Raw genomic sequence first — 22,534 nt, 5'->3', positions numbered from 1 at the left:
GCGCGGGTTGGCTGGCTGGTCGGGCGGGGGTTACAGGACGGCGTACGCCTCGATCTCCATCATGAACTGAGGCGAGACGAGCCCGGCGACCTGCACGGCGGAGGATGCCGGGAGTCGTGCCGGGTCCATGTGGACGTCCCGTGCGGCCCGGATCGCCGGCATGTGCGCCATGTCCGTGACGTAGTAGGTCAGTTTCACGATGTCACCGAAGCCGCCGCCCGCGGCAAGCAGGCAGCGCCGCAGATTGTCGAAGACCTGCCGCGCCTGGGCGGCCGGATCGCCCTCGCCGACCAACTCCCCTTCCTGGTCGAGCGGGAGCTGCCCGGATATCGCGACGAAGCGTCCTGTGCCCATGACGACGTGCGTGTACGCGGTGGCGGGGAAGACGCCCTCGGGGGCGTTGATGTGGGTCAGTCTGTTCATGAGTCCATCCTGGATCAGAGCAGGGTGAGCTGGGTGCCGCCGGGTGCAGCGGGTGAGGCGGGTACGGTCTCGGGCTCCTGAGGCGCGCGGATGCGGCGAGCGGCGTCTGCGCGCGTGGGTCCGATGCCGAACTCCTCGGCCAGCTCGTGCACTTGGCGGGTGATCCGGCGCTGGTACCACTTGGGTGCGTAGGCGCCTTCCGCGTACAGCCGCTCGTAGCGCCGTACGAGATACGGGTGGTGCTGCTCGAGCCACGTCATGAACCACTCGCGTGCTCCTGGCCGCAGGTGCAGCACGAGCGGCGTCACCGAAGTGGCCCCCGAGGCGGCGATGGCCCGCACGGTCGCCCGCAGCTGTTCGGGCCTGTCCCCGAGGAACGGGATCACGGGCGCCATGAGCACCCCGCACCCGATCCCGTGATCGGTCAGCGTCCGTACGACTTCGAGGCGCCGCTCCGGAGCGGGCGTGCCCGGCTCGACGGTGCGCCACAGCTCCCGGTCGACGAAACCGACGGACACGGAGATCCCGACGTCGGTGACGGCGGCGGCCTGCCGCAGCAGATCGAGGTCGCGCAGGATCAGCGTGCCCTTCGTGAGGATGGAGAAGGGGTTCGCGTGATCGCGCAGGGCGGCGATGATCCCCGGCATGAGGCCGTAGCGCCCCTCGGCCCGCTGGTAGCAGTCGACGTTCGTGCCCATCGCGATGTGCTCGCCGTGCCAGCGGGGCGAGGCGAGCTGGCGGCGCAGCAGGTCGGGGGCGTTGACCTTGACCACGATCTGGCTGTCGAAGCCGAGCCCCGTGTCGAGGTCCAGATAGCTGTGCGTCTTGCGCGCGAAACAGTAGACGCACGCGTGTGAGCAGCCACGATACGGATTGACCGTCCACTCGAAGGGCATGCGGGACGCCCCGGGCACCCGGTTCACGATCGTTCTTGCCCGGATCTCGTGGAACGTGATTCCAGCGAACTCAGGTGTGTTGAAGGTCCTCGTGGTGACCGCGTCCGCGCCGAACAGCGCGGCATCCGCGGCACCCCGTGACGGGCCGTCGGTGAGGTTCTCCCAGCGCATGACGCCTCCTCGGTAGCACTGACCACAGAATAGAACATACGTTCCCTTGATCATGCGACCCGATACCTCGATCAGCCCGATGTGATCTAGAGGCGACCCCGATTTGAGAGGCCGGTACGCAGGGTGGTTGGCTCTCCGTGAACCACCCCCCGAGTACCACCCCCGAATAACCGAGTGCTGGAGGAAGTGCCATGGCGCAGGTCGAGGCGACCACGGAGCGGATCATCGCGGCGCGGCCGGAGGACGTCTTCGACGCACTCGCCGACTACGCGGACACGCGCCCGAAGATCCTGTCGGAGCACTTCAGCGAGTTCGAGGTGCGTGAGGGCGGCGACGGCGACGGGACGCTCGTCCACTGGAAGCTCCAGGCGACCAGCAAGCGGATCAGGGACTGCCTCCTCGAGGTCTCCGAGCCGACAGACGGGCAGCTCGTCGAGAAGGACCGCAACTCCTCCATGGTCACCACCTGGACCGTGACCCCGGCGGGCGAGGGCAAGGCGCGCGTGGTCGTCTCCACCGTGTGGAACGGCGCGGGCGGCATCGGCGGCTTCTTCGAGAAGACCTTCGCCCCCAAGGGGCTCGGGCGGATCTACGACGAGGTGCTCGGCAAGCTCGCCTCCCACGTCGAGAAGTAGGACTCCCAACTCCGGTAGCCCATCAGGGTTGTTGTCACGCTCACCGTTTCGAGTGGTTTTCTGTTCGGGCCACTTGTACGCCGTAGGGCTCCCACCGGCACTTACGTCCGCCGGACCCCATATGAGGGCGACTCGTCGCGCTTGCTCGTAGTTATCGCGTAATGCGAGAAATGTGCGGCGCAGGCGCGACGAGGGGAGCAGGACGTGGGTGGCACGACGCTGGTGAAGGGCGCCGAACGGGAGGACCCGGCGGCAGTCGTGGCGCCCGAGGACCCTCAGGAGGCGCCACCGCCCCAGGAACACGTGTCGGCGACGGAGGGGCTCAGCCCGGCCCGCGTCCGCATGGTCTTCGTCGGGCTCATGCTCGCCCTGCTGCTCGCCGCCCTAGAGCAGATGATCGTCGCCACCGCGCTCCCGAAGATCGTCGGCGAGCTGCACGGCCTGGACAGGATGTCCTGGGCGATCACCGCCTATCTCCTCACGTCCACGATCGGGCTGCCCATCTACGGCAAGCTCGGGGACCTCTTCGGACGTAAGGGCGTCTTCCAGTTCGCGATCGTCATCTTCATCATCGGCTCCGCGCTCGCCGGTTGGTCCCGGACGATGGACCAGCTCATCGCCTTCCGCGCCATCCAGGGCATCGGCGCGGGCGGCCTCATGATCGGCGTACAGGCGATCATCGCGGACATCGTGCCGCCCCGGGAACGCGGCCGTTACATGGGCCTCATCGGCGCCGCGTTCGGCCTCGCGTCGGTCGCGGGACCGCTGCTCGGCGGGTTCTTCACCGACCATGTCACCTGGCGCTGGTGCTTCTACTTCAACGTACCCTTCGGGCTCGTTACCCTCGCTGTCGTCAGCTTCGTACTGAAGCTTCCCAAGCGCACGAGGAAGGCCCGACTCGACGTGACCGGCGCGCTGTTGCTCGCCTCGGCCTCCACCTGCCTGGTGCTTCTGACCAGTTGGGGCGGCACCGAGTACGAGTGGGGCTCGCGCGTCATCCTGGGTCTCGCCGCCGGGGCGTTCGCCTCGGTCGTGCTCTTCGCGGTCGCCGAACGCTTCGCCGCAGAACCGATCATCCCGCTGCGCCTGTTCCGCGATTCGGTCTTCAACATCACCGGCCTGGTGGGCATGGTGGTCGGCGTGGCCCTCTTCGGAGCGGCCAGTTATCTGCCGACGTTCCTGCAGATGGTCGACGGCGCGAGCGCCACCGAGTCCGGACTGCTCATGCTGCCGATGATGGGCGGCGTCGTCGGCGCCTCGATCCTCTCCGGACAGCTCATCAGCCACACCGGGCGCTACAAGATCTACCCGGTCATCGGCGGCATCCTGTCCGTCATCGGCATGTGGCTGCTCTCGCGCCTCGAAGTCGACACGCCCCGGCTGCACTACAGCATCTGGATGGCCGTACTGGGCGCGGGAGTCGGCCTCGTGATGCCGGTGCTCATCCTCGCCGTGCAGAACGCGGTGCGCCCCGCCGACCTCGGCACGGCCACCAGCGCCAACAACTACTTCCGGCAGATCGGCGGCAGCGTCGGCGCCGCGATCTTCGGCACGCTCTTCGCCGACCGTCTCGCGGACTCGCTCGCCGACCGCGTTCCGGCAGGCGCGGGCCTCGCGGACCCCGAGGCCATCACCCCGCAGCTCGTCCACGCGATGCCCGCCCCGCTGCGCGACGGCTACATCCAGGCGTACGCCGACGCGATGCCGCGGATCTTCCTCTATCTGGTGCCGGTGCTCGTCCTCGGCATGCTGATCACCTTCTTCCTCAAGGAGACTCCCCTGTCCAGCGCAGCAGCGTCCCCGGACGCCCCCTCGACAGAAACCACGCCCCTTCCCCAGGCCCGCGCCTCTTCGTACGCCGCAGGAGTGCCCGTCTGCGGCACCGTGCAGCACCCGGACGGCACCGTGGTGCCCCGTGCCGCCCTGACCCTCATCGACGTCGGGGGGCAGCAGATCGGCCGTGGCGCGAGCGGTGAGGACGGGCGGTACGCGCTCTCCACGCCGGGCTCCGGGTCGTACGTCCTGATCGCGGCAGCGGGCGGCCACCAGCCGCAGGCGGTCACCGTGACCGTCGGAGAGCGCCCCGTGGAGCTCGACGTGGTGCTCGGCGGCGCGGGACGCCTGGCAGGCAGCGTGGTCACCGCCGACGGAACCCCGGTCAGGGACGCCGCGGTGACCCTCACCGACGTACGCGGAGAGGTCGTCTCCAGTACGCGCAGCGGGCGCGAGGGCGGCTACGTCATCACGGAGCTGGTGGCGGGCGAGTACACCCTGGCCGCCAGCGCACCCGCCTTCCGCCCCGCGGCCATGCCCGTCACCGTGCAGGCCTCCCGCGAGACCCGCCAGGACGTCGAGCTCGCGGGCGGCGCCGTCCTGCGCGGGACCGTGCGGGCCAGCGGCGGGCGGCCGGTGGAGGACGCGCGCGTGACGCTGCTCGACGCCGCGGGCAATGTCGTGGACACCCTCACGACCCGGGAGGACGGCACGTTCCGGTTCATCGATCTGTCGTCCGGCGAGTACACGGTCATCGCCGCGGGCTACCCCCCGGTGGCCACCGTGCTCCAGGTCGCGGGCGGCGGGCGTACGGAGCGGGACCTCCAGCTGGGACACGAGGACTAGGCCCAGGCCGCCCAATTCCCCTATTGCACCGCACGGCAACCTGCGCCGGTCGTACGGTGGTCGGGGCGGCGCACGCCTTCGCGGTGCCGCCGGAAGGAGCGTTGGCCATGGAACCTGGCACCCCGGACGGGCCGGTGGCGCAGCCTGCCACGGTCGGCCGGATCCCCCTCGCCGTGGTCGTCGTCGACGGCGCCGGCGCCGTCTCGCACTGGAGCACCGGCGCGCGCAGGCTGTTCGGGTACTCCAGGGAGGAAGCCGTCGGCAGCCCGGCGGGCGACCTGCTTCCGGTGTCCGGCGCGATATCGGAGGGGCACGCGAACTTCGGTGTGTACGACGGTCTGGGGCCGGACCTGGAGACCTCCCTCGACGGACGCATCTCGTACCCCGCGGCAGGGCGCGCGCGGCTCTCCGTGCCCGGCTCTCGCTCCGCGCCCGATGGTGAACTCCGCCGCGTGGACGTCCTGTGGTGGGCGTATCCGCTCGTCGGCCCCGGACCCGAGCGGCTGCTCGTGCTCGCGGCCGACGCCGACCGCCTCGCCGACGAGGAGGGCCGCGACCCGGGCCAAGTGGAGCGCATAGCACCCGGGTTCGCCCTGCACACGGACTTCCCCGGAGCGGACGACCTGGCACGCCGCCTTCCCGAGATCCTGCCCAGCATGAGCGTGGGCGAGAGCTCCCGCATCGTGGCGCAGATCCTCGAACTGGGCTATCCCGTTCTGGAGTTCAGCAAGCAGGACCGTGTGCCCGTCACCCCGGACTGGGGCGTGCCCCGGCGCGCCGAACGCAGGGCGCGCAGGCTGCGCGCCCTGCGGGCGACTACCGACGGTGTTTCCCCGGAGCCCGCAACGCCCGAGGAGAGCGAGGACCTCGAGTACGCGGCGGTGCGCGAGCGCCTGGAGTTCCTGAACGAGGTCAGCGGGCGCATCGGCTCCTCGCTCGACCTCTCGCGGACGATCATCGAGGTCAGCCGGGCCGTCGTGCCCCGGTTCACGGACGTGGCGGGCACGTACCTGCGCGAACAGGTCGTCGCGGGGGAGGGGTTTCCCGAGGGGCCGCCGGACGAGACGACGATGTGGCACCGCGTGGCCGTGGAGCACACGGACGAGCCGGGACGCTGGGACGACGTCGTGCCCGTCGGCGAATCCATGCCCTTTCCCTCGCACACGCCGTTCTTCCAGTGCATGACCTCCGGCGATCCGGTCCTCGTACCGCGCATCACGGAGGAGATGGGCAACGCGATCGCCTCGCAGTTCGAGAAGCGAGACATCCGCCCGCTCATCAATCACCGCTCGATGCTCGTCGTACCGCTGAAGGCCCGCAATGTGGTGCTCGGATTCATGATCCTGCTGCGCCACCGCGAGCGGCCCGTCTTCAACGACATGGACCGCGTCACCGGTGCCGAACTGGCGGCCCGCGCGGGCCTCGTGCTCGACAACGCCCGCATGTACACCTACCAGGAGAGCGTCGCCGACACCCTCCAGGACAGCATGCTGCCGCACATCGAGCCGCGCATGACCGGCTGCGACATCGCCACGCGCTATCTGCAGGGCACGCTCCTCGGCAGGGTCGGCGGCGACTGGTTCGACTCGGTGAAGCTCCCCGGGTCACGTACGGCGCTGGTCGTCGGCGACGTGATGGGCCACGGGCTCAACTCGGCCGCGATGATGGGCCAGTTGCGTACGGCCGTGCAGACCATGGCCGCCCTCGACCTGCCGCCCGCGCAGCTCCTGCGCAACCTCGACGACCTGGCACAGCGGCTCGGCGAGCACTATCTCGCGACGTGCCTGTACGCGGTCTACGACCCCATCGCGAGCGAGTTGCACCTCGCCAACGCGGGACACATCCCGCCCGTCCTCGTCCGTGCCGAAGACGGCCGCAGCGAACTCCTCGAGCTGCCGACCGGGGCGCCCATCGGCGTCGGCGGTGTGCCCTTCGAGGCGGTCACCGTGCGTGTGGCGCCCGGCGACCGGCTCCTGATGTGCACCGACGGCCTCGTCGAAGTGCGCGGCGAGGACATCGGCGTCGGCCTCGCCACCCTCACCGAGTCCGCGGCCCACCCGGCGGCCTCCATGGACGACGCCTGCGACACCATCATCAGGGCGCTCGCTGTGACATTTGCTGACGCGGGGCGCGGCGGACGCAAGGACGACGTGGCCCTCCTGATGGCACGCCTGAACGGCGTCGCGGACGAGGACGTCGCGAGCTGGCGTCTCGCGCTCGACCCGAGCGAGGTGAGCAGGGCCCGCGACCTGGTGCGCGGCCAGCTGATCACCTGGTCCCGCGAGGCCCTCTCCGAGACGGCGGAGCTCCTGGTCAGCGAGCTCGTCACCAATGCCGTACGGCACTCGCGCGGCCGCCGCGCCGAACTCCGCCTCGTCCGCTCCGGGACCACGCTGATCTGCGAGGTCGAGGACGACGATCACACCCTGCCCACGCTCCTGAGCGCGGGCCCCGGCGACGAGTTCGGACGCGGCCTTCGGATCGTCAGCGCGCTCGCCAAGGAGTGGGGGACCAGCCGCACCTCCTCAGGCAAGACGGTCTGGTTCGAGCTGGTGCCGCCGCGTAAGGGAAGGGTCTGAGGGGCTCTCGGGGGCGCGCGCTCGGCGGGAACACATCGAAGGCGCGGTGAATGCGTGCGCCGGTGACTTGTCCGTGCACCCTTGGCGCGGTAGACCGATCTTGCCGTCGGCTTCGGCGGTCGTCGTCGCATCCTAGGGAGCTGGGCATGAGCGTCACGAGTCGGTACAAGGAGGCCTGGGAGGGGTTCTGGCGGGAAGCCCCCGACGAAGAGGGGGCCGTCCTCTGGGACGCCGAACCCGCGCTCACGGTCGGCATCCATCTCGCCCTCTTCGAACCGCACATGAGGGCCGCGGGACTCCCCGTGGTGGACGTCGGCTGCGGCAACGGCACCCAGACCCGTTTCCTGGCCCACCGCTACCTGCGCGTCCTGGGCGTCGACCTGTCCGCCGCCGCCCTCGAACACGCACGGCGGGCCGACCCGGCGGAACAGGTCGAGTTCCGGCAGGTGGACGCCGTGGAGAGGGCCGAGGCCGAGCAACTGCACGCGGAACTCGGCGACGTGAACGTCTATATGCGCGGGGTGCTGCACCAGTGCGATCCCGCCGACCGCCAGCCGCTCGTCGACGGCATCGCGGCACTGACCGGCGAGCGCGGCAGAGCATTCGTCGTCGAGCTGGCGGAGGCCGCAGGGACGGTACTGAGGGACCTCGTCCAGAGCCCCGATGGCCCGCCACCGAAGCTGGCGCCGATCTTCGCGCACGGCATCGCTCCGGGCGAGGTCGCGGACGCGGCGGTGCCGGAGTACGTGGCTGCGGCGGGCCTCACGGTGCTGGCAGGGGGTGAACTCCCGCTCATCACGACCGAGTTCACCCCTGACGGCACGCAGATCGAGCTGCCGTCGAAGTGGCTGGTGGTGGGGCGGGCGGGGTGAGCTCATGGTCCATAGGCTGACCCGATGGGTGAGGGCCCATGGCCGTCAGCCCGCCGCCGTGACGCCCCCCGGCACCACACTCCGGGGATCTCCCCGCACCACGTCACGGGCCACCTCGCGGGCGGTGCTCGCGAAGGCCTTGATCGTCCCCGTGCCGTGACCGGCCCGCCACACCAGGCCGTACCCGATCGGCTCGGCGTCGGCGAAGGGGACGTACGCGACACCTGGCCGGGTGAAGTACGTCCCGGTGTGCGCCGGAGCGAGGAACGCGCCCTTGCCGCCCGCGACCAGCATCAGCGCCTCCTGCATGTTGGTCACCCCCGGACCGCGGCCGATCGGCCTGCCGGAGGGGGTGCGCGAAGGGACGTGGTGTTCGAGCCAGTAGTCGGGCACCTCGCCGTCGATCGTCAGGAGCGGCACGTCGGCCAGGTCCTCGAGCGACACCGAGTCCCTCGCCGACAGCGGATGCGCCGACGCGATCGCGAGGACCCGCTCCTCCGCGAGCAGCGCCGGGCCCCCGCCGAGGTCGTCTTCGCGCACCGGGAACTCCGTGAGCTGCACGTCGAACTCGCCCTTGCGCAGCGGCCCGTACGGATCACCTAGCGGCACCTCGCAGATCTCCACCGCGAGCCCCGGGTGGCTCACGCGCAGCGCCTCCGTCGCCCGCATCACGATCTCGCCTGCCAGCGGATTGGCGAAGCCGACGTGCAGCACGCTGTCGATGCCGCGCGCGGTGGCCGCGGCCCGCTCGACGGCGGCGTCGATGGCCCGGTGGTGCGGTTCAAGGTCGGCGCGGAGCTGGCGGCCGAGCGCGGTGAGGGCGACGCGGCGGCTCGTGCGGATGAACAGCGGGGCGCCGACCCGGCGTTCGGTGCGCTGGATCAGCTGGCTCACCCGGGCGCGGGAGAGCCGCATGCGCTCGGCCGTCCTGCCGAAGTGCAGCTCCTCGGCGAGCAGCAGAAAGCACTCCAGTTCATCGCGTTCCATCGACGTCCCCCCAGGCAGCTCGGATCGGTAAGCCTGGTTGAACGAACGTTGCGATCTTCGCCGTTGTTCCGTCCCCGCGCCTGATCGATGGTGATCGAGCCGGGAAATCCCCCGCATCAGCGGTCAATTGGCGGAGAACTGACGTGAGTACGCAGACACAATCATCAGCCGGGGTGCCGAGCACCTCACCGGTGGTCTTCGAGCCCCGGGAGTGGCGCGTCCTGCTCGTCCTGTGCGGCGCGATCTTCCTCGAGGGCATCGATGTGGCCATGCTCAACGTGGCCCTGCCGTCCATCCGCGCCGACCTGGGTCTGTCCACCGGGTCCCTGCAGTGGGTCATGAGCGCCTACGTCCTCGGATACGGCGGCTTCATGCTGCTCGGCGGCCGAGCGGCCGACCTCTTCGGACGCCGCCAGATGTTCGTCCTCTGGCTCTCCGTTTTCCTGGTCTTCTCCGGGCTCGGCGGTTTCGCCACCGACGGCTGGATGCTGATCGTCGCGCGCTTCGTGACCGGTGTCGCCGCGGCCTTCATGACTCCGGCGGGCCTCTCCATCATCACCACGGGCTTCGCGGAGGGACCGCGCCGCAACAAGGCACTGCTCTTCTACTCCGGCACCGCCGCGGGCGGCTTCTCGATCGGCCTGGTCGTCGGCGGGCTGCTCACCGCGCTCGGGTGGCGCTGGGTCTTCTTCGTGCCGGTGGTGCTCTCCGCCCTGATCCTCGTCGCCGCACTCGCCTTCGTCCCCAGGTCGCCGCGCCCCGACCGCGCCGGGCAGAGCGTCGATCTGGTGGGTGCCCTCACGGTCACCGCCGCGATCGTGCTGCTCGTCCTGGGGGTGGAGCGCGCGTCGCACGCGAGCGCCGCCGCCACGACCGGCACTCTCGCCGCGGGTCTCGCCCTCATCGCCCTCTTCGTCGCCGTCGAGCGCCGCTCGGCCGCACCGCTCGTCCGCCTGGGGATCTTCCGCAGCGGCGCCCTGGTCCGCGCCAACCTCTCGGGGCTCTTCTTCGCGGGCGGCTTCTTCGGATTCACGTTCCTGGTCGTCCTCTACCTCCAGGAGCTGCGGGGCTGGTCCACGCTCCAGACCAGCTTCGCGATGATCGCCATGGGCGTCGACGCGGTCCTCTCGCCCACCGTCACCCCCAAGCTCGTCGAGCGCTTCGGCAACGCGCGGGTGATCTTCGGCGGTCTGCTGCTCGCCGCGCTCTCCTACGCCCTGTTCCTGCCGGTCGGCGCCGACTGGACGTACCTGGCGATGTTCCCGAGCCTGATCATCCTCGGCCTCGGCTTCGCCCTTGCCTACGGACCGCTCACCATCGTCGCCACCGAGGGCGTCAAGGAGGAGGAGCAGGGCCTGGCAGGCGGGCTGCTCTACACCGCCTTCCAGTTCGGCGCCGCGCTCGGCCTCTCCACGGTCACCACGGTCAACGTCTGGGCCACCACGTCGAACTCACCCTCCGCCCTCCTCGACGGCTACCGCGCGGCCCTGTGGATCCCGCTGGCCGCGGCCCTGCTCGCCGCGCTGATCAGCGCCTCCGGGCTCCGCTCACGGCCGGGCGCCGCGACGGCGTGAGCCGTGGCAGTCAGTCGTTCCTACGATCATCCGATTCCGTGGAAAGGGCTGGTCGCAGGCTGTGCGAGGGAGGTTGAGTGGTCTGGACCACCGATAGATATCCACAGGCCTGGCCGAGTCGGCGGGGCAGCGCGTACGGTTTCGAGGCATGAAGATCCCCGTCACGACCGAACGGTGTCGCAAACTGCTGTCAGCGGCCCGACAGCACGCCGCTGACCTGCGAGGAGACGGACCGTCATGAAAATTCTGATCAGCGCCGACATGGAGGGCGCCACGGGCGTGACCTGGCCGGCCGACGTGCTGCCCGGCACCCCGCAGTGGGAGAGGTGCCGTTCGATGTTCACCTCGGACGTCAACGCCGCCGTGCTCGGCTTCTTCGACGGCGGCGCCGACGAGGTACTCATCAACGAGGCGCACTGGACCATGCGCAATCTGCTCCTCGAGGAGCTCGACGAGCGGGCCGAGATGCTCACCGGGCGGCACAAGGCCCTCTCCATGGTCGAGGGCGTCCAGCACGACGACGTGGACGGCGTCGCGTTCATCGGCTACCACGCGGGTGCCGGCATGGAGGGTGTGCTCGCGCACACCTATCTCGCCAACTCGATCACCGGCGTGTGGGTCAACGGCGACCGGGCGAGCGAAGGACTGCTCAACTCCCACGTCGTCGCCGAGTACGGGGTGCCGGTCGTTCTCGTCACCGGCGACGACCTGGCCTGCGAGGACGCGCTCGGCTACGCCCCCGGCGCGCTGAAGGTCGCCGTCAAGGACCACGTGTCGCGGTACGCGGCCGTGTGCCGCACCCCGCGTCGGACCGCATCCGACATCCGGGCCGCGGCGAAGGAGGCGACGCCCCTCGCCGTGCGACACGATCCGGTCCGGGGCGGTCCGTTCACCGTGGAGCTCGAGTTCGACGCCGAGCATCTGTCCATGGCGTCCACCGTCGTGCCGGGCGTGCGGCGCACCGGGGAGCGCAAGATCGCGTACACCAGCGACACCATGTACGAGGGTATTCGTACGTTCAAGGCGGTCACGACGATCGCATCTGCGGCTGTGGAGGAGCAGTATGGCTGAGGAGCAGCCGGGGCATCAGGCCACCGGACACGTCGACGGGCAAGCGCTCGACGAAGTCGTCCGGTACACCTCCGATCTCATCCGCATCGACACCACCAACCGGGGTGGCGGCGACTGCCGTGAGCGGCCCGCCGCCGAGTACGTCGCCGAGTGCCTCGCCGGAGCCGGACTCGAACCACGGCTCCTGGAGCGCACACCGGGGCGTACGAACGTCGTCGCGCGCATCGAGGGCACGGACCCCTCGGCCGACGCGCTGCTCGTGCACGGCCATCTGGACGTCGTGCCCGCCGAGGCCGCCGACTGGAGCGTGGACCCGTTCTCCGGGGAGATCCGCGACGGCGTCGTATGGGGCCGTGGTGCCATCGACATGAAGAACATGGACGCGATGATCCTGTCCGTGGTGCGCGGCTGGGCGCGCGCGGGCGTGCGCCCCCGGCGGGACATCGTGATCGCGTTCACCGCCGACGAGGAGGCGAGCGCCGAGGACGGATCCGGGTTCCTCGCCGATCAGCACGCGTCCCTCTTCGAGGGATGCACGGAAGGCATCAGCGAGTCCGGTGCCTTCACCTTCCACGACGGGCGCGGCAATCAGCTCTACGCCATCGCCGCGGGGGAGCGCGGCACCGGCTGGCTCAAGCTGACCGCGCGCGGCAAGGCGGGCCACGGCTCGAAGGTGAACCCCGACAACGCCGTGAGCAAGCTGGCGGCCGCGATCGCCCGTATCGGGGACCACCGCTGGCCTGTGCGGCTCACTCCGACGGTCCGGGCCGCCCTGACCGAACTGGCCGCGCTGTACGGACAGCAGGCCGACCTGGAGGTGCCCGGGTTCGACGTGGACGCGCTCCTGGAGAAGCTCGGCCCGGCCGCCGACCTCGTCGCGCCCACCGTCCGGGGCAGCGCCAACCCGACGATGCTGCAGGCCGGTTACAAGGTCAACGTGATCCCCGGAGAGGCCGCCGCCTACGTGGACGGCCGCTTTCTGCCCGGCGGCGAGGAAGAGTTCGCCGCCACCCTTGACCGGCTCACCGGACCGGACGTCGACTGGGAGTTCCACCACCGCGAGGTGGCCCTGCAGGCACCGGTCAACTCGTCGACGTACGCGAAGATGCGAGCAGCCGTCGAGGAGTTCGCGCCCGAGGGACATGTCGTTCCGTACTGCATGTCCGGCGGTACGGACGCCAAGCAGTTCTCGCGACTCGGCATCACCGGCTACGGCTTCTCGCCACTGAGGACACCGGAGGGCTTCGACTACCAAGCGCTCTTCCACGGAGTCGACGAACGTGTGCCGGTCGACGCGCTGCACTTCGGCGTCCGCGTCCTCGACCGCTATCTGAGAACGGCCTAGGGAAGACAACCGATCATGGGGGAAGAGAAGGACATGATGCAGACCCAGGCTTACGGATCATGGCCGTCGCCCATCGACGCGGCGCTCGCCGCGGCCCACGACGGGTCCCCGGCCCATGTGGGCTTCGTCGGGGACGAGGCGTGGTGGACCGAGCCGAGGCCCGCCGAAGGCGGCAGGCGCGCCCTGGTGCGGCGGCGTCCGGGCGGCGCGGAGGAGTCCGTGCTGCCCGAGCCGTGGAACGTACGCAGCCGGGTCATGGAGTACGGGGGGCGTTCATGGGCCGGGGCCGACGCGCCGGACGGGCCGCTCGTCGTGTTCGCCAACTTCTCCGACCAGCGGCTGTACGCGTACGAGCCCGACGCACCCGGGTCCGCGCCGCGCCCGCTGACCCCGCTCTCCGACGTGGGCGGCGGCCTGCGGTACATCGATCTGTGCGTGCACCTGGACCGGCGCGAGGTCTGGTGCGTCCTGGAGGAGTTCACCGGCGAGGGACCCACCGACGTACGGCGGGTCGCCGTCGCCGTACCGCTCGACGGCTCGGCGGCCGGCGACCGCGCGGCTGTGCGCGAACTCTCCGACGACCGGCATCGGTTCATCACCGGACCCCGCCTCTCGCCGGACGGCGCCCACGTGGCCTGGATCGCGTGGGACCACCCCCGGATGCCGTGGGACGGCACGGAACTCCTTGTCGCCGGGGTCCGTGAGGACGGCACGTTCGGCGCCCCGCGGGTGTTCGCGGGCGGCCCGGAGGAGTCCGTCGCGCAGGTGGAGTGGGCACCCGACGGGCGGCTCCTCTACGTGAGCGACCGGACCGGGTGGTGGAATCTCTACCGCGGTGATCCCGCCGACGGCGGGAACGGAACGCCGCTCTGTCCGCGCGAGGAGGAGTTCGGCGGACCTCTGTGGCAGGTCGGCTCCGGCTGGTTCGCGCCCCTGGACAGCGGACTGATCGCCGTCGTGCACGGCAAAGGAGCCACCGCGCTCGGTGTGCTCGACCCGGAGACCGGCGAAGTCGTCGACGCGGCGGGCCCCTGGACCGAGTGGTCGGCGACCGTCGCCGTGAACGGCACACGCGCCGTCGGCGTCGCGGCCAGCCCCCGCAGCGCGTACGAGGTCGTGGAGCTGGACACCAGCACCGGCCGCGCCCGCGTGATAGGCGCCGCGCACGACGACCCGGTGGACGCCGCGTACTACCCCGAGCCGCGCATCCGCACCTTCAGCGGCCCGGCGGGCCGCGAGATCCACGCGCACGTCTACCCCCCGCACCACCCGACCCACGTCGCCCCCGACGACGAACTCCCGCCGTACGTGATGTGGGTGCACGGCGGCCCCACAAGCCGCTCCCCGCTCGTGCTCGACCTGGAGATCGCCTACTTCACCTCGCGCGGCATCGGCGTCGCCGAGGTCAACTACGGCGGCTCCACGGGCTACGGCCGCGCGTACCGCAACCGCCTGCGCGAGCAGTGGGGCGTCGTCGACGTGGAGGACTGCGCGGCCGTCGCCCTCGCCCTGGCCGACGAGGGCACCGCCGACCGCGACCGCCTCGCGATCCGCGGCGGCAGTGCGGGCGGCTGGACCACTGCGGCCTCACTGACCACGACGGACGTGTACGCCTGCGGCACGATCATCTATCCGGTCCTCGACCTCACGGAATGGGCGGCGGGCGGAACCCACGACTTCGAGTCCCGGTACCTGGACTCGATGATCGGGCCGTTCGACGAGGTGCCGACGCGGTACGTGGAGCGCTCGCCCGCGGAGCACGCCGACCAGGTCAGCGCGCCCTTCCTGCTGCTCCAGGGACTCGACGACGTGATCTGTCCGCCCGAGCAGGCCGAGAGGTTCGTCTCCGAGCTCGAAGGGCGGGACGTGCCGTACGCCTACATCGCCTTCGAGGGCGAGGGGCACGGATTCCGCCGCGCGGACACCCTGATCCGGGCACTTGAGTCCGAACTCTCCCTGTACGCCCAGGTTTTCCGCCTTGGCCTGTCCGGTGAAACCCCCATCCTGGAGCTCTCCAAGTGAACCCCCTGATACGGCCCGCCCGGCTGACCCCCGGCGCGCGGGTCGCCGTCGTCGCGCCCAGCGGGCCCCTCCCGGAGGACCGGCTCCAGGCGGGCCTCGACATCCTGCGCGCCTGGGACCTGGAACCGGTCGTCGCCCCTCACACCTTGGAACGGCACCCGCGGTTCGACTACCTCGCGGGCACGGACGCCGACCGCGCCCGTGACCTCCAGGAGGCGTGGTGCGACCCTTCCGTCTCGGCGGTGATCTGCGCGCGCGGCGGCTACGGTGCGATGCGGATGGTGGAGTCGCTCGACTGGACGGCGATGCGGGCGGCGGGACCCAAGGTCTTCGTCGGCTACAGCGACATCACCACCCTGCACGAGGCGTTCGCGGCACGGCTTGGCCTTGCGACACTGCACGGCCCGATGGTCGCGGCCCTCGACTTCCTCAAGAACACCCGCGCGCAGGAGCACTTGAGGGCCACGCTCTTCGAACCGGAGCAGGTCCAGGTGATCGCCTCGGCCGGTACCGCTCTCGTGCCGGGCCGCGCGCGGGGCGTCACGCTCGGCGGCTGCCTCTCCCTGCTCGCCTCGGACATCGGCGCTCCCGGGGGACGCGCGTCGGCGCGGGGCGGCCTTCTCTTCCTGGAGGACATCGGCGAGGAGCCCTACCGCCTCGACGGCTATCTCACCCAACTCGTGCGCGCGGGATGGCTGGAAGGGGTGAACGGGATCGCGCTCGGCTCGTGGGTGAACTGCGATCCGTACGAAACGGTGCGGGAGCTGCTGCTCGACCGGCTCGGCGGGCTCGGGGTGCCGATCGTCGAGGAGTTCGGGTTCGGGCACTGCGACGGGGCGCTGACGATTCCGTTCGGGGTTGCGGCTGAACTGGACGTGGAAGCGGTGACGTTGACACTGGACGTGCCCGCGCTGACGTGAGGGCCCTGCCCGGATGACCGTCGTCCTTCCTGGCTGAATTTCCGTCAATTCGCTGCGAGAAACTCCTGTCACGAGCGTTGACCAGCACCTGACACGTGTCACAACATGACCTCTGACCGGCTACTTACCGGTCGGTAGTCGGTTGTCCTCAGCGTGGAGGTCTCGTGTCCCGTCGTACCGCACCCCGTCGTGCCCTCTCCCGCTCCCGCGCGCCGCTGGCCCTCGCCGTGGGAGCCGCGCTTGCCGCACCCCTGGCGCTCGCGGCACCGGCGCCCGCGAGCGCGACCGGTCAGTTCACGGTCACCCCGCTGAAGTTCACCGTCGAAGCGGGCGGCAGGAGCTGTACCGTCGACGCCGACCTCTACCGCCCCGCCTCAGTGGACGCCGCGCACCCCGCGCCCGCCGTCCTGACCACCAACGGCTTCGGCGGCAGCAAGTCGGACGGCGGGACGGCGGCCACCGGGAAGGCCTTCGCCGAGCGCGGCTATGTCGGGCTCGTCTACTCCGGGCTCGGCTTCGGCAAGTCCGGCTGCCTGATCTCCCTCGACGACCCGAAGATCGACGGCAAGGCGGCATCGGGGCTCGTCGACTTCCTCGCGGGCAAGCGCGCGGCCGACGACGGCACGACCATCGACTACGTCACCAAGGACGCCAAGGCCGATCCACGCGTCGGCATGATCGGCGGTTCGTACGGAGGGGCGGTCCAAATGGCGACGGCCGCCGTGGACCGCCGGGTCGACGCCCTCGTACCGATGATCACCTGGAACGACCTGAGCTACTCGCTCGACCCGAACAACGCGTCCGACCGCAGTGTCCCCGGCGCTTCCAAGTGGCAGTGGATGAACGGCTTCTACCTCATCGGCGAGGGCCAGCCGCTCCTCGAACCGAGCCTGGACCCCTCCCGCATCAACTCCCTCACCTGCCTGCACTTCGTCACGAAGGCCTGCGAGACGATCCGTACGCTCAACTCGGGCCGCTATCCCGCCGACAAGACCGAGGCCCTCCAGGAGTACGCACGCAGCGTCTCGCCCGTCTCGTACCTGCCGCAGGTCAAGACGCCGACGCTCCTTGTGCAGGGGCAGGTCGACAGCCTGTTCAACCTCAGCGAGGCGCAGGCGACGTACGAGACGCTCAAGGCGCAGGGCACCACGACGAAGATGATCTGGCAGTCCGCGGGCCACAGCGGCGGTCTCACCGACGCGGCGTCCGGTGAACTCAACATGGCCGAGGGCAACCTGGAGACGAGCTACGTCGGCAAGCGCGTCCTGTCGTGGTTCGACCGCTACCTCCGGAAGAACAAGGGCGCCGACACCGGGCCCGCCTTCGCCTACCACCAGGACTGGGTCCCCGCCGACAGCGGACCGAACGGCTCCTACGCGACCGCCGCGAAGGTGCCGTCCCTGAGCCAGAAGCTGTACCTGTCCGGCGACGGCAAGCTCGTCGACAACCGCGAGAAGGTCGCGCGCGGCAGCCGTGAGTACCGGAACTGGCTGATCCCCACGAGCCACTCCGAGAGCTCCCTCGCCGGCCTCATCGGCCTGCCCGACCCCGCGCCGCACGACACCAAGGGCACCTACCTCGACTGGACGAGCGAACCGCTGACAGGACCTGTGGATGTCGTCGGCTCCGCGAAGGCCACCCTCAAGGTCGTATCGCCGAGGACCGAGAGGGTGCAGAACTCCGGCGACGCGGCCGACAAGCTGGTCCTCTTCGCCAAGCTGTACGACGTCGCGCCCGACGGCAAGAAGACGCTGGTTCACCGGCTCGTGTCGCCCGTGCGCGCGCCGGACGTGACGAAGCCGTTCACCGTGTCGCTGCCGGGGATCGTGCACCGGTACGAGGCGGGGCACAAGCTGCAGTTCGTGGTGGCGGCGAGCGACGACGCGTACGCGGGGAACCGGGGCGTGAAGCCGGTGACCGTCACCAGCGCGCCCGACGACACCGGGGTGCTCCAGCTGCCTGTCGTGCGCTGACCTCTCCCGAGACTCACCCGTACGGCCCACACCCCCAACCCGGAGGGGCGTCCACCGCGCGCGAACCCCCGTCCAGCTGCCCATGCTGGACGGGGGAGGCCGGTCGAAGCTCCGACGGAAGGGTGTCCACGTATGAGTCCCAACACCTCCACGGGCGGCTCCAAGAGCGGCTCGGGCGGCGGGGGCGTCATCACGCCCGGCAGGATCGCCGTCGCCGTGCTCGCCGTCCTCACGCTGGTCTTCATCTTCGAGAACACCCGGCACACCAAGATCAGGCTGCTGATCCCCGAGGTGACCATGCCTCTGTGGGTGGCGCTGCTCGGCACCGGCCTGATCGGCGCGCTGTGCGGGGCGTACTTCATGCGGCGGCGCAAGTGAGGGGACGTACATGAGGGAGCTGCCCCGCAAGGCGAACGGCTAGCGTGTCCGGATGCCCGACAGCACCGACAGCACCGACAGCACCAACCGCACCGCTCACCTCGCCGAGGGACCTCGCGTAGGCATACGCCCCTTCACCTACGCCGACGGCCCCGAGTTCACCAGGCGTGCGCGCGAGAGCCGGGAGCTGCACAGCCCCTGGCTCTTCCCGCCCGTCACGGACGAGGCGTACGCCACGTACGCGGGCGCGCTCATCGAGGGCGGGGCCAGGGCCGGGTTCCTGGTCTGCGAGCGGGAGCGGGGGAGCGGTGCCGGTGGATCCATCGCCGGGTTCATCAACATCAACAACATCGTCGAGGGCGCCTTCCTGTGCGGTGCGCTGGGATACGGCGCCTTCGCGCACGCGGCGGGCCGTGGCCTGATGAGCGAGGGGCTCGGACTCGTCACGCGGTACGCCTTCGACGTACTGAAGCTGCACCGCCTGGAGATCAACGTCCAGCCCGGCAACACCGCGTCGATCGCGCTCGCCCGCCGCTGCGGCTACCGCCTTGAGGGCTTCTCGCCGGACTTCCTCCACATCGACGGGGCCTGGCGCGACCACGAACGATGGGCGCTGACCGCCACGGATCAGCCGTGCCGCTCGGACGGACAGCGTGGCTTTGCGCAATCCTGACCGGGATAGCCCCTGGTCGGGACGGCGTCGACCGTGTTCCATGGTGATCGTGACGACCACCGTGCGACGTGACGTACTGACGCTGCCCGCCGCCCCGTTGGGCCCCGAGAACCCCCTGCCGCCCCTGCGGCCGCTGCGCGAAGTGCACACCCTGGACGAGCGCGGCAGAGAGGGGCTGCCACGCGACATGGCGCGGCAGCTGGGGTACGAGCCGCTGCGCGGCATCCTGCCCACGCGCGTGCTCGACGGGTACGGACGCGAGCGCACCGACACGACGCTCGACACCCTGGTCATCGAGAACGACCGGCTGCGCGCCACCGTCCTGCCGGGCTTCGGCGGCCGGGTCCACTCCCTCTTCCACAAGCCGACAGGCCGCGAACTCCTCTACCGCAACCCGGTGTTGCAGCCCGCGGCCTTCGCGCTCAACGGCGCCTGGTTCTCCGGCGGCATCGAGTGGAACATAGGCGCCACCGGTCATACGACCCTGTCCTGCGCGCCGCTGCACGCCGCACGCGTGACGGCGCCCGACGGCGGCGAGATGCTGCGGCTCTGGGAGTGGGAGCGGCTGCGCGACGTGCCGTTCCAGGTGGATCTGTGGCTCCCCGAAGACTCCGACTTCCTGCACGTCGGGGTGCGGATCCGCAATCCGCACGAGAAGGCGGTGCCGGTCTACTGGTGGTCCAACATCGCCGTGCCCCAGGAGCGCCGGGTCATCGCCCCGGCCGACGAGGCCTGGCACTTCGGGTACGCGGGCGGTCTGCGCAAGGTGCCGGTGCCTCAGACCGACGGGGTGGACCGGACGTATCCACCCCGCAGCGAGTACGCCGCCGACTACTTCTACGACGTACCGGACCGGGCGCGCCGGTGGATCGCCGCGCTCGACGACGAAGGACACGGCCTCGTCCAGACGTCGACCGACCTCCTTCGCGGCCGCAAGCTCTTCGTGTGGGGTTCCGGCACGGGCGGGCAGCGCTGGCAGGAGTGGCTGACGGAGCCGGGCACCGGCGGGTACGCGGAGATCCAGGCGGGCCTCGCCCGGACCCAGCTCGAGCACGTACGCCTGGACGCCGAGAGTGAGTTCGCGTGGCTGGAGACGTACGGGCCGCTGTCGGCGGAGCCCGGCCCGGTGCACGGCGACGACTGGCTGGCCGCGCGCGAGGAGGTTCAGGCGCGGCTCACCGACGCGCTGCCGCGGGCCGCGGTGGAGACGGCGTTCGACGCGTGGCGGCCGTGCGCCGACACCGAGCCGGGTGAGGTGCTCGCCACCGGGTCCGGGTGGGGCGCGCTCGAAGTCCTGCGCGCGAACTACAAGTTGCCGGGCACGCCGTTCGCCGAGTCCACCCTTGGCCCCGAACAGACGCCGTGGCTGGAGCTGTTGCACTCCGGGGCCGTGCCCGAGCCGCGCCGCGTGGTGCCGCCGGGGCCGACCCTGGTCGCTCCGCACTGGCGGGACATGCTGGAGACGGCGCCCGCGCGGCCGGTCGCCGAGTACCACCTGGGAGTGGCCCAGTGGCATGCGGGCGACCGTGCGCAGGCCGTGCGAAGTTGGGAGCGCGGGCTCGAACTCGCCCCGTCACGATGGCCGTTGCTGCGCTGCCTGGCGGTCGCCGATCAGGACGAGGATCACATCGAGCGCGCCGCCGACCGGTACGCGGAAGCCTTCGACGACCTGTGCCAGGAACGGCGCGACGACGGTGTCCTGTGGACGTCCGTGGGCGCCGCCCTCGGCAGGGAGGCCATAGGCGTCCTGCTCGCGGCCGGACGCCAGGCGGTGGCACGCGGAGTGTGGGAACGCCTGCACCCGTCGACGCGCGCGGAGGGCCGCTTCCGCCTCGTCGAGGTCCAACTGCTCCTGGCGGAGGGAGAGACGGCCGCGGCGCGGGCGGTCTTCGACGAGGGCTTCGAGGTGGCCGACCTGCGCGAGGGCGCCGAGATCCTCGGCGAACTGTGGCGCGCGGTGACCGACGAGGAGGTGCCCGCCCGGTACGACTACCGGATGCGGGCCGCTCCGGAGGAGTGAAAGTGCCTGGGGAGACCTGGAGGGGGCGGGGCAGCAGCCCCCTCCAGGGGCCGGTTACGCCAACTCGCCGTTCCTGGCCACGACACGACCGCCGTGCACGACCATGTCCCGCTGCGGCATGTCCACAAGGACCTGCGGCAGGCACTCCCCGCGTACGAGGATGAAGTCGGCCGGGGCGCCTGGCTTCAGGTCCGCGTGGTCGAGGCCCATCACATCGGCGCCGCCGTGCGCGCCCACGTTGTAGCAGTCGGTCAGTTCGTCGTCCAGGCGGACGTCGGTGACCCAGCCGAGGATGTGCGCGCGGTGCAGCATGTCCGCGTTGCCGAACGGGCTCCACGCGTCGCGCACCCCGTCCGAGCCGAGCCCGACCCGCACTCCGTGCTCGCGCAGCTTCGCGATCGGCAGGACGAGGGACTCGTTCGGCGCGACCGTCGTCAGGGAGATGTCCTGCTCGCCCAGGTCGGCCGCCATCCTGCCCAGGTCGGTGTCGGAGAGGTTCGGCAGGCAGAAGACGTGGCTGACCGTGACCTTGCCGCGCAGGGAGAGCGCCTTGGTGCGGTCGATGATCGCCCGCAGGACCTCCGTGCCCTTCTCGTCGCGGTCGTGCAGGTGGATGTCCACGCCGACCCCGTGGCGGTCGGCGAGACCGAAGACGAGGTCGAGCTGCTCGTCCATCGCGTGGTCGAAGCTGATCGGATCGATGCCGCCGACCAGGTCGATCGAGCCGGAACGGGCCGCCTCCTCCAGGAGTTCCGCCGTCCCGGGGGTCCGGACCACGCCGTGCTGCGGGAAGGCCACGATCTGCACGTCGAGCGCGTCGCGCAGCCGCTCGCGGGCCGCGTTCACGCCCTCGACCCCGGCCAGGTCGTAGGCGGGCGCCACATCCACGTGGGCGCGCATCGCGCGGGTGCCGCGGGTCACGGCGTGGGACATCAGGCCGTACGCGCGCTCGCCGACGGGCCGCTTCTGGCTCTTGAAGATCTCCACGTCCTGGGCGCAGTAGTCGGCGATGCCGCTCGCGGGCTTCCGCGAGACCCAGGAACTGCCCCACGTCGTCTTGTCCGGGTGGATGTGGGCGTCCACGAGCGAGGGCAGGGCGACGCGCCCGCCGCCGTCGATCACCTTGGCGCCCTTGGGCGCCCGCTCGTCCGTGATCCGGCCGTCGACCACCGTCAGGTCCACGGTGTTCTTCGCGCCGAAGGGGCGGACGTTGCGGAACACGACGGCCTTGGGGCGCTTGCCGTCGCCGTGGGGAGCGGCGGCGGCCGGGCCGGCGGCCGAAAGAGCGGCGCCGGTACCCGCGAGGGCTGCGGCACCGGCGAGTACGCCGCGACGGGAGAGGGGCGTCATGGAGGTCTCCTTCAGGGGTGGGGGGA

17 protein-coding genes are annotated in these 22,534 nt (G+C 70.8%); 13 read left to right on the top strand and 4 right to left on the bottom strand.

What is annotated here, in order from left to right; all coding sequences use genetic code 11:
* Positions 1–30: 30 nt before the first annotated feature.
* Positions 31–423, bottom strand: coding sequence for a RidA family protein (locus ACWFRJ_RS12610; protein WP_453528110.1), 393 nt, complete (start codon positions 421–423; stop codon positions 31–33).
* A 14-nt stretch (positions 424–437) separates the two neighbouring features.
* Positions 438–1,490 carry an Rv2578c family radical SAM protein gene (locus tag ACWFRJ_RS12605; RefSeq protein ID WP_453528107.1) on the bottom strand — a complete coding sequence of 351 codons (1,053 nt, stop codon included), beginning with the start codon at positions 1,488–1,490 and terminating at the stop codon, positions 438–440.
* A gap of 191 nt (positions 1,491–1,681) precedes the next feature.
* On the opposite strand from ACWFRJ_RS12605, the gene ACWFRJ_RS12600 reads away from it, so the two are divergent.
* The 4 genes from ACWFRJ_RS12600 to ACWFRJ_RS12585 all read left to right on the top strand — a co-directional run bounded on the left by ACWFRJ_RS12600 (position 1,682) and on the right by ACWFRJ_RS12585 (position 8,195).
* Positions 1,682–2,125: an SRPBCC family protein gene (locus ACWFRJ_RS12600; RefSeq protein WP_453528104.1), complete on the top strand. Its 444-nt coding sequence runs from the start codon at positions 1,682–1,684 to the stop codon at positions 2,123–2,125.
* A gap of 204 nt (positions 2,126–2,329) precedes the next feature.
* Entirely contained in the window at positions 2,330–4,744 is a 2,415-nt protein-coding gene (locus tag ACWFRJ_RS12595; protein ID WP_453528101.1) for an MFS transporter, read from the top strand.
* Positions 4,745–4,851: 107 nt separating this feature from the next.
* A complete protein-coding gene (locus ACWFRJ_RS12590) occupies positions 4,852–7,323 on the top strand; it encodes an ATP-binding SpoIIE family protein phosphatase (protein ID WP_453528098.1) in 2,472 nt (823 codons plus the stop codon).
* A 146-nt stretch (positions 7,324–7,469) separates the two neighbouring features.
* Positions 7,470–8,195 carry a class I SAM-dependent methyltransferase gene (locus tag ACWFRJ_RS12585; RefSeq protein ID WP_453528095.1) on the top strand — a complete coding sequence of 242 codons (726 nt, stop codon included), beginning with the start codon at positions 7,470–7,472 and terminating at the stop codon, positions 8,193–8,195.
* A 45-nt stretch (positions 8,196–8,240) separates the two neighbouring features.
* Here the strand turns inward: ACWFRJ_RS12585 and ACWFRJ_RS12580 are convergent, their stop codons facing one another.
* Positions 8,241–9,182 carry a LysR family transcriptional regulator gene (locus ACWFRJ_RS12580; protein ID WP_453528092.1) on the bottom strand — a complete coding sequence of 314 codons (942 nt, stop codon included), beginning with the start codon at positions 9,180–9,182 and terminating at the stop codon, positions 8,241–8,243.
* Between the two features lie 191 nt (positions 9,183–9,373).
* On the opposite strand from ACWFRJ_RS12580, the gene ACWFRJ_RS12575 reads away from it, so the two are divergent.
* The 9 genes from ACWFRJ_RS12575 to ACWFRJ_RS12535 all read left to right on the top strand — a co-directional run bounded on the left by ACWFRJ_RS12575 (position 9,374) and on the right by ACWFRJ_RS12535 (position 21,158).
* A complete protein-coding gene (locus tag ACWFRJ_RS12575; RefSeq protein WP_453529604.1) occupies positions 9,374–10,756 on the top strand; it encodes an MFS transporter in 1,383 nt (460 codons plus the stop codon).
* 237 nt (positions 10,757–10,993) lie between these two features.
* Positions 10,994–11,827, top strand: coding sequence for a M55 family metallopeptidase (locus ACWFRJ_RS12570; protein ID WP_453528089.1), 834 nt, complete (start codon positions 10,994–10,996; stop codon positions 11,825–11,827).
* On the top strand, positions 11,820–13,172 hold the full coding sequence (locus tag ACWFRJ_RS12565; RefSeq protein ID WP_453528086.1) for a M20/M25/M40 family metallo-hydrolase: 1,353 nt from the start codon (positions 11,820–11,822) through the stop codon (positions 13,170–13,172). The genes ACWFRJ_RS12570 and ACWFRJ_RS12565 overlap by 8 nt, the downstream gene beginning before the upstream one ends.
* Before the next feature lie 36 nt (positions 13,173–13,208).
* Complete coding sequence (locus ACWFRJ_RS12560) at positions 13,209–15,194, top strand: prolyl oligopeptidase family serine peptidase (protein WP_453529601.1); 1,986 nt, start codon at positions 13,209–13,211, stop codon at positions 15,192–15,194.
* Entirely contained in the window at positions 15,191–16,114 is a 924-nt protein-coding gene (locus ACWFRJ_RS12555) for a S66 peptidase family protein (protein ID WP_453528083.1), read from the top strand. Before ACWFRJ_RS12560 ends, ACWFRJ_RS12555 begins: the two co-directional genes overlap by 4 nt.
* 164 nt (positions 16,115–16,278) lie before the next feature.
* Entirely contained in the window at positions 16,279–18,087 is a 1,809-nt protein-coding gene (locus tag ACWFRJ_RS12550) for a CocE/NonD family hydrolase (protein ID WP_453528080.1), read from the top strand.
* A 132-nt stretch (positions 18,088–18,219) separates the two neighbouring features.
* Positions 18,220–18,465 (top strand): DUF1049 domain-containing protein, encoded by a 246-nt coding sequence (locus ACWFRJ_RS12545; protein ID WP_453528077.1) that lies wholly within the window; start codon positions 18,220–18,222, stop codon positions 18,463–18,465.
* 52 nt (positions 18,466–18,517) lie between these two features.
* On the top strand, positions 18,518–19,138 hold the full coding sequence (locus tag ACWFRJ_RS12540) for a GNAT family N-acetyltransferase (RefSeq protein WP_453528074.1): 621 nt from the start codon (positions 18,518–18,520) through the stop codon (positions 19,136–19,138).
* Between the two features lie 40 nt (positions 19,139–19,178).
* Entirely contained in the window at positions 19,179–21,158 is a 1,980-nt protein-coding gene (locus tag ACWFRJ_RS12535) for a DUF5107 domain-containing protein (protein WP_453528071.1), read from the top strand.
* 54 nt (positions 21,159–21,212) lie between these two features.
* Here ACWFRJ_RS12535 and ACWFRJ_RS12530 read toward each other — a convergent pair whose 3' ends face one another.
* The gene (locus ACWFRJ_RS12530; protein ID WP_453528068.1) at positions 21,213–22,508 is read right to left on the bottom strand and encodes an amidohydrolase family protein; all 1,296 of its coding nucleotides are present in this window, start codon (positions 22,506–22,508) and stop codon (positions 21,213–21,215) included.
* Positions 22,509–22,534: the final 26 nt, after the last annotated feature.

Source organism: Streptomyces sp. NPDC055239, assembly GCF_053606205.1.
The sequence above is the reverse complement of the archived record's forward strand: the minus strand, read 5'-3'. Positions and strand labels throughout refer to the sequence as shown.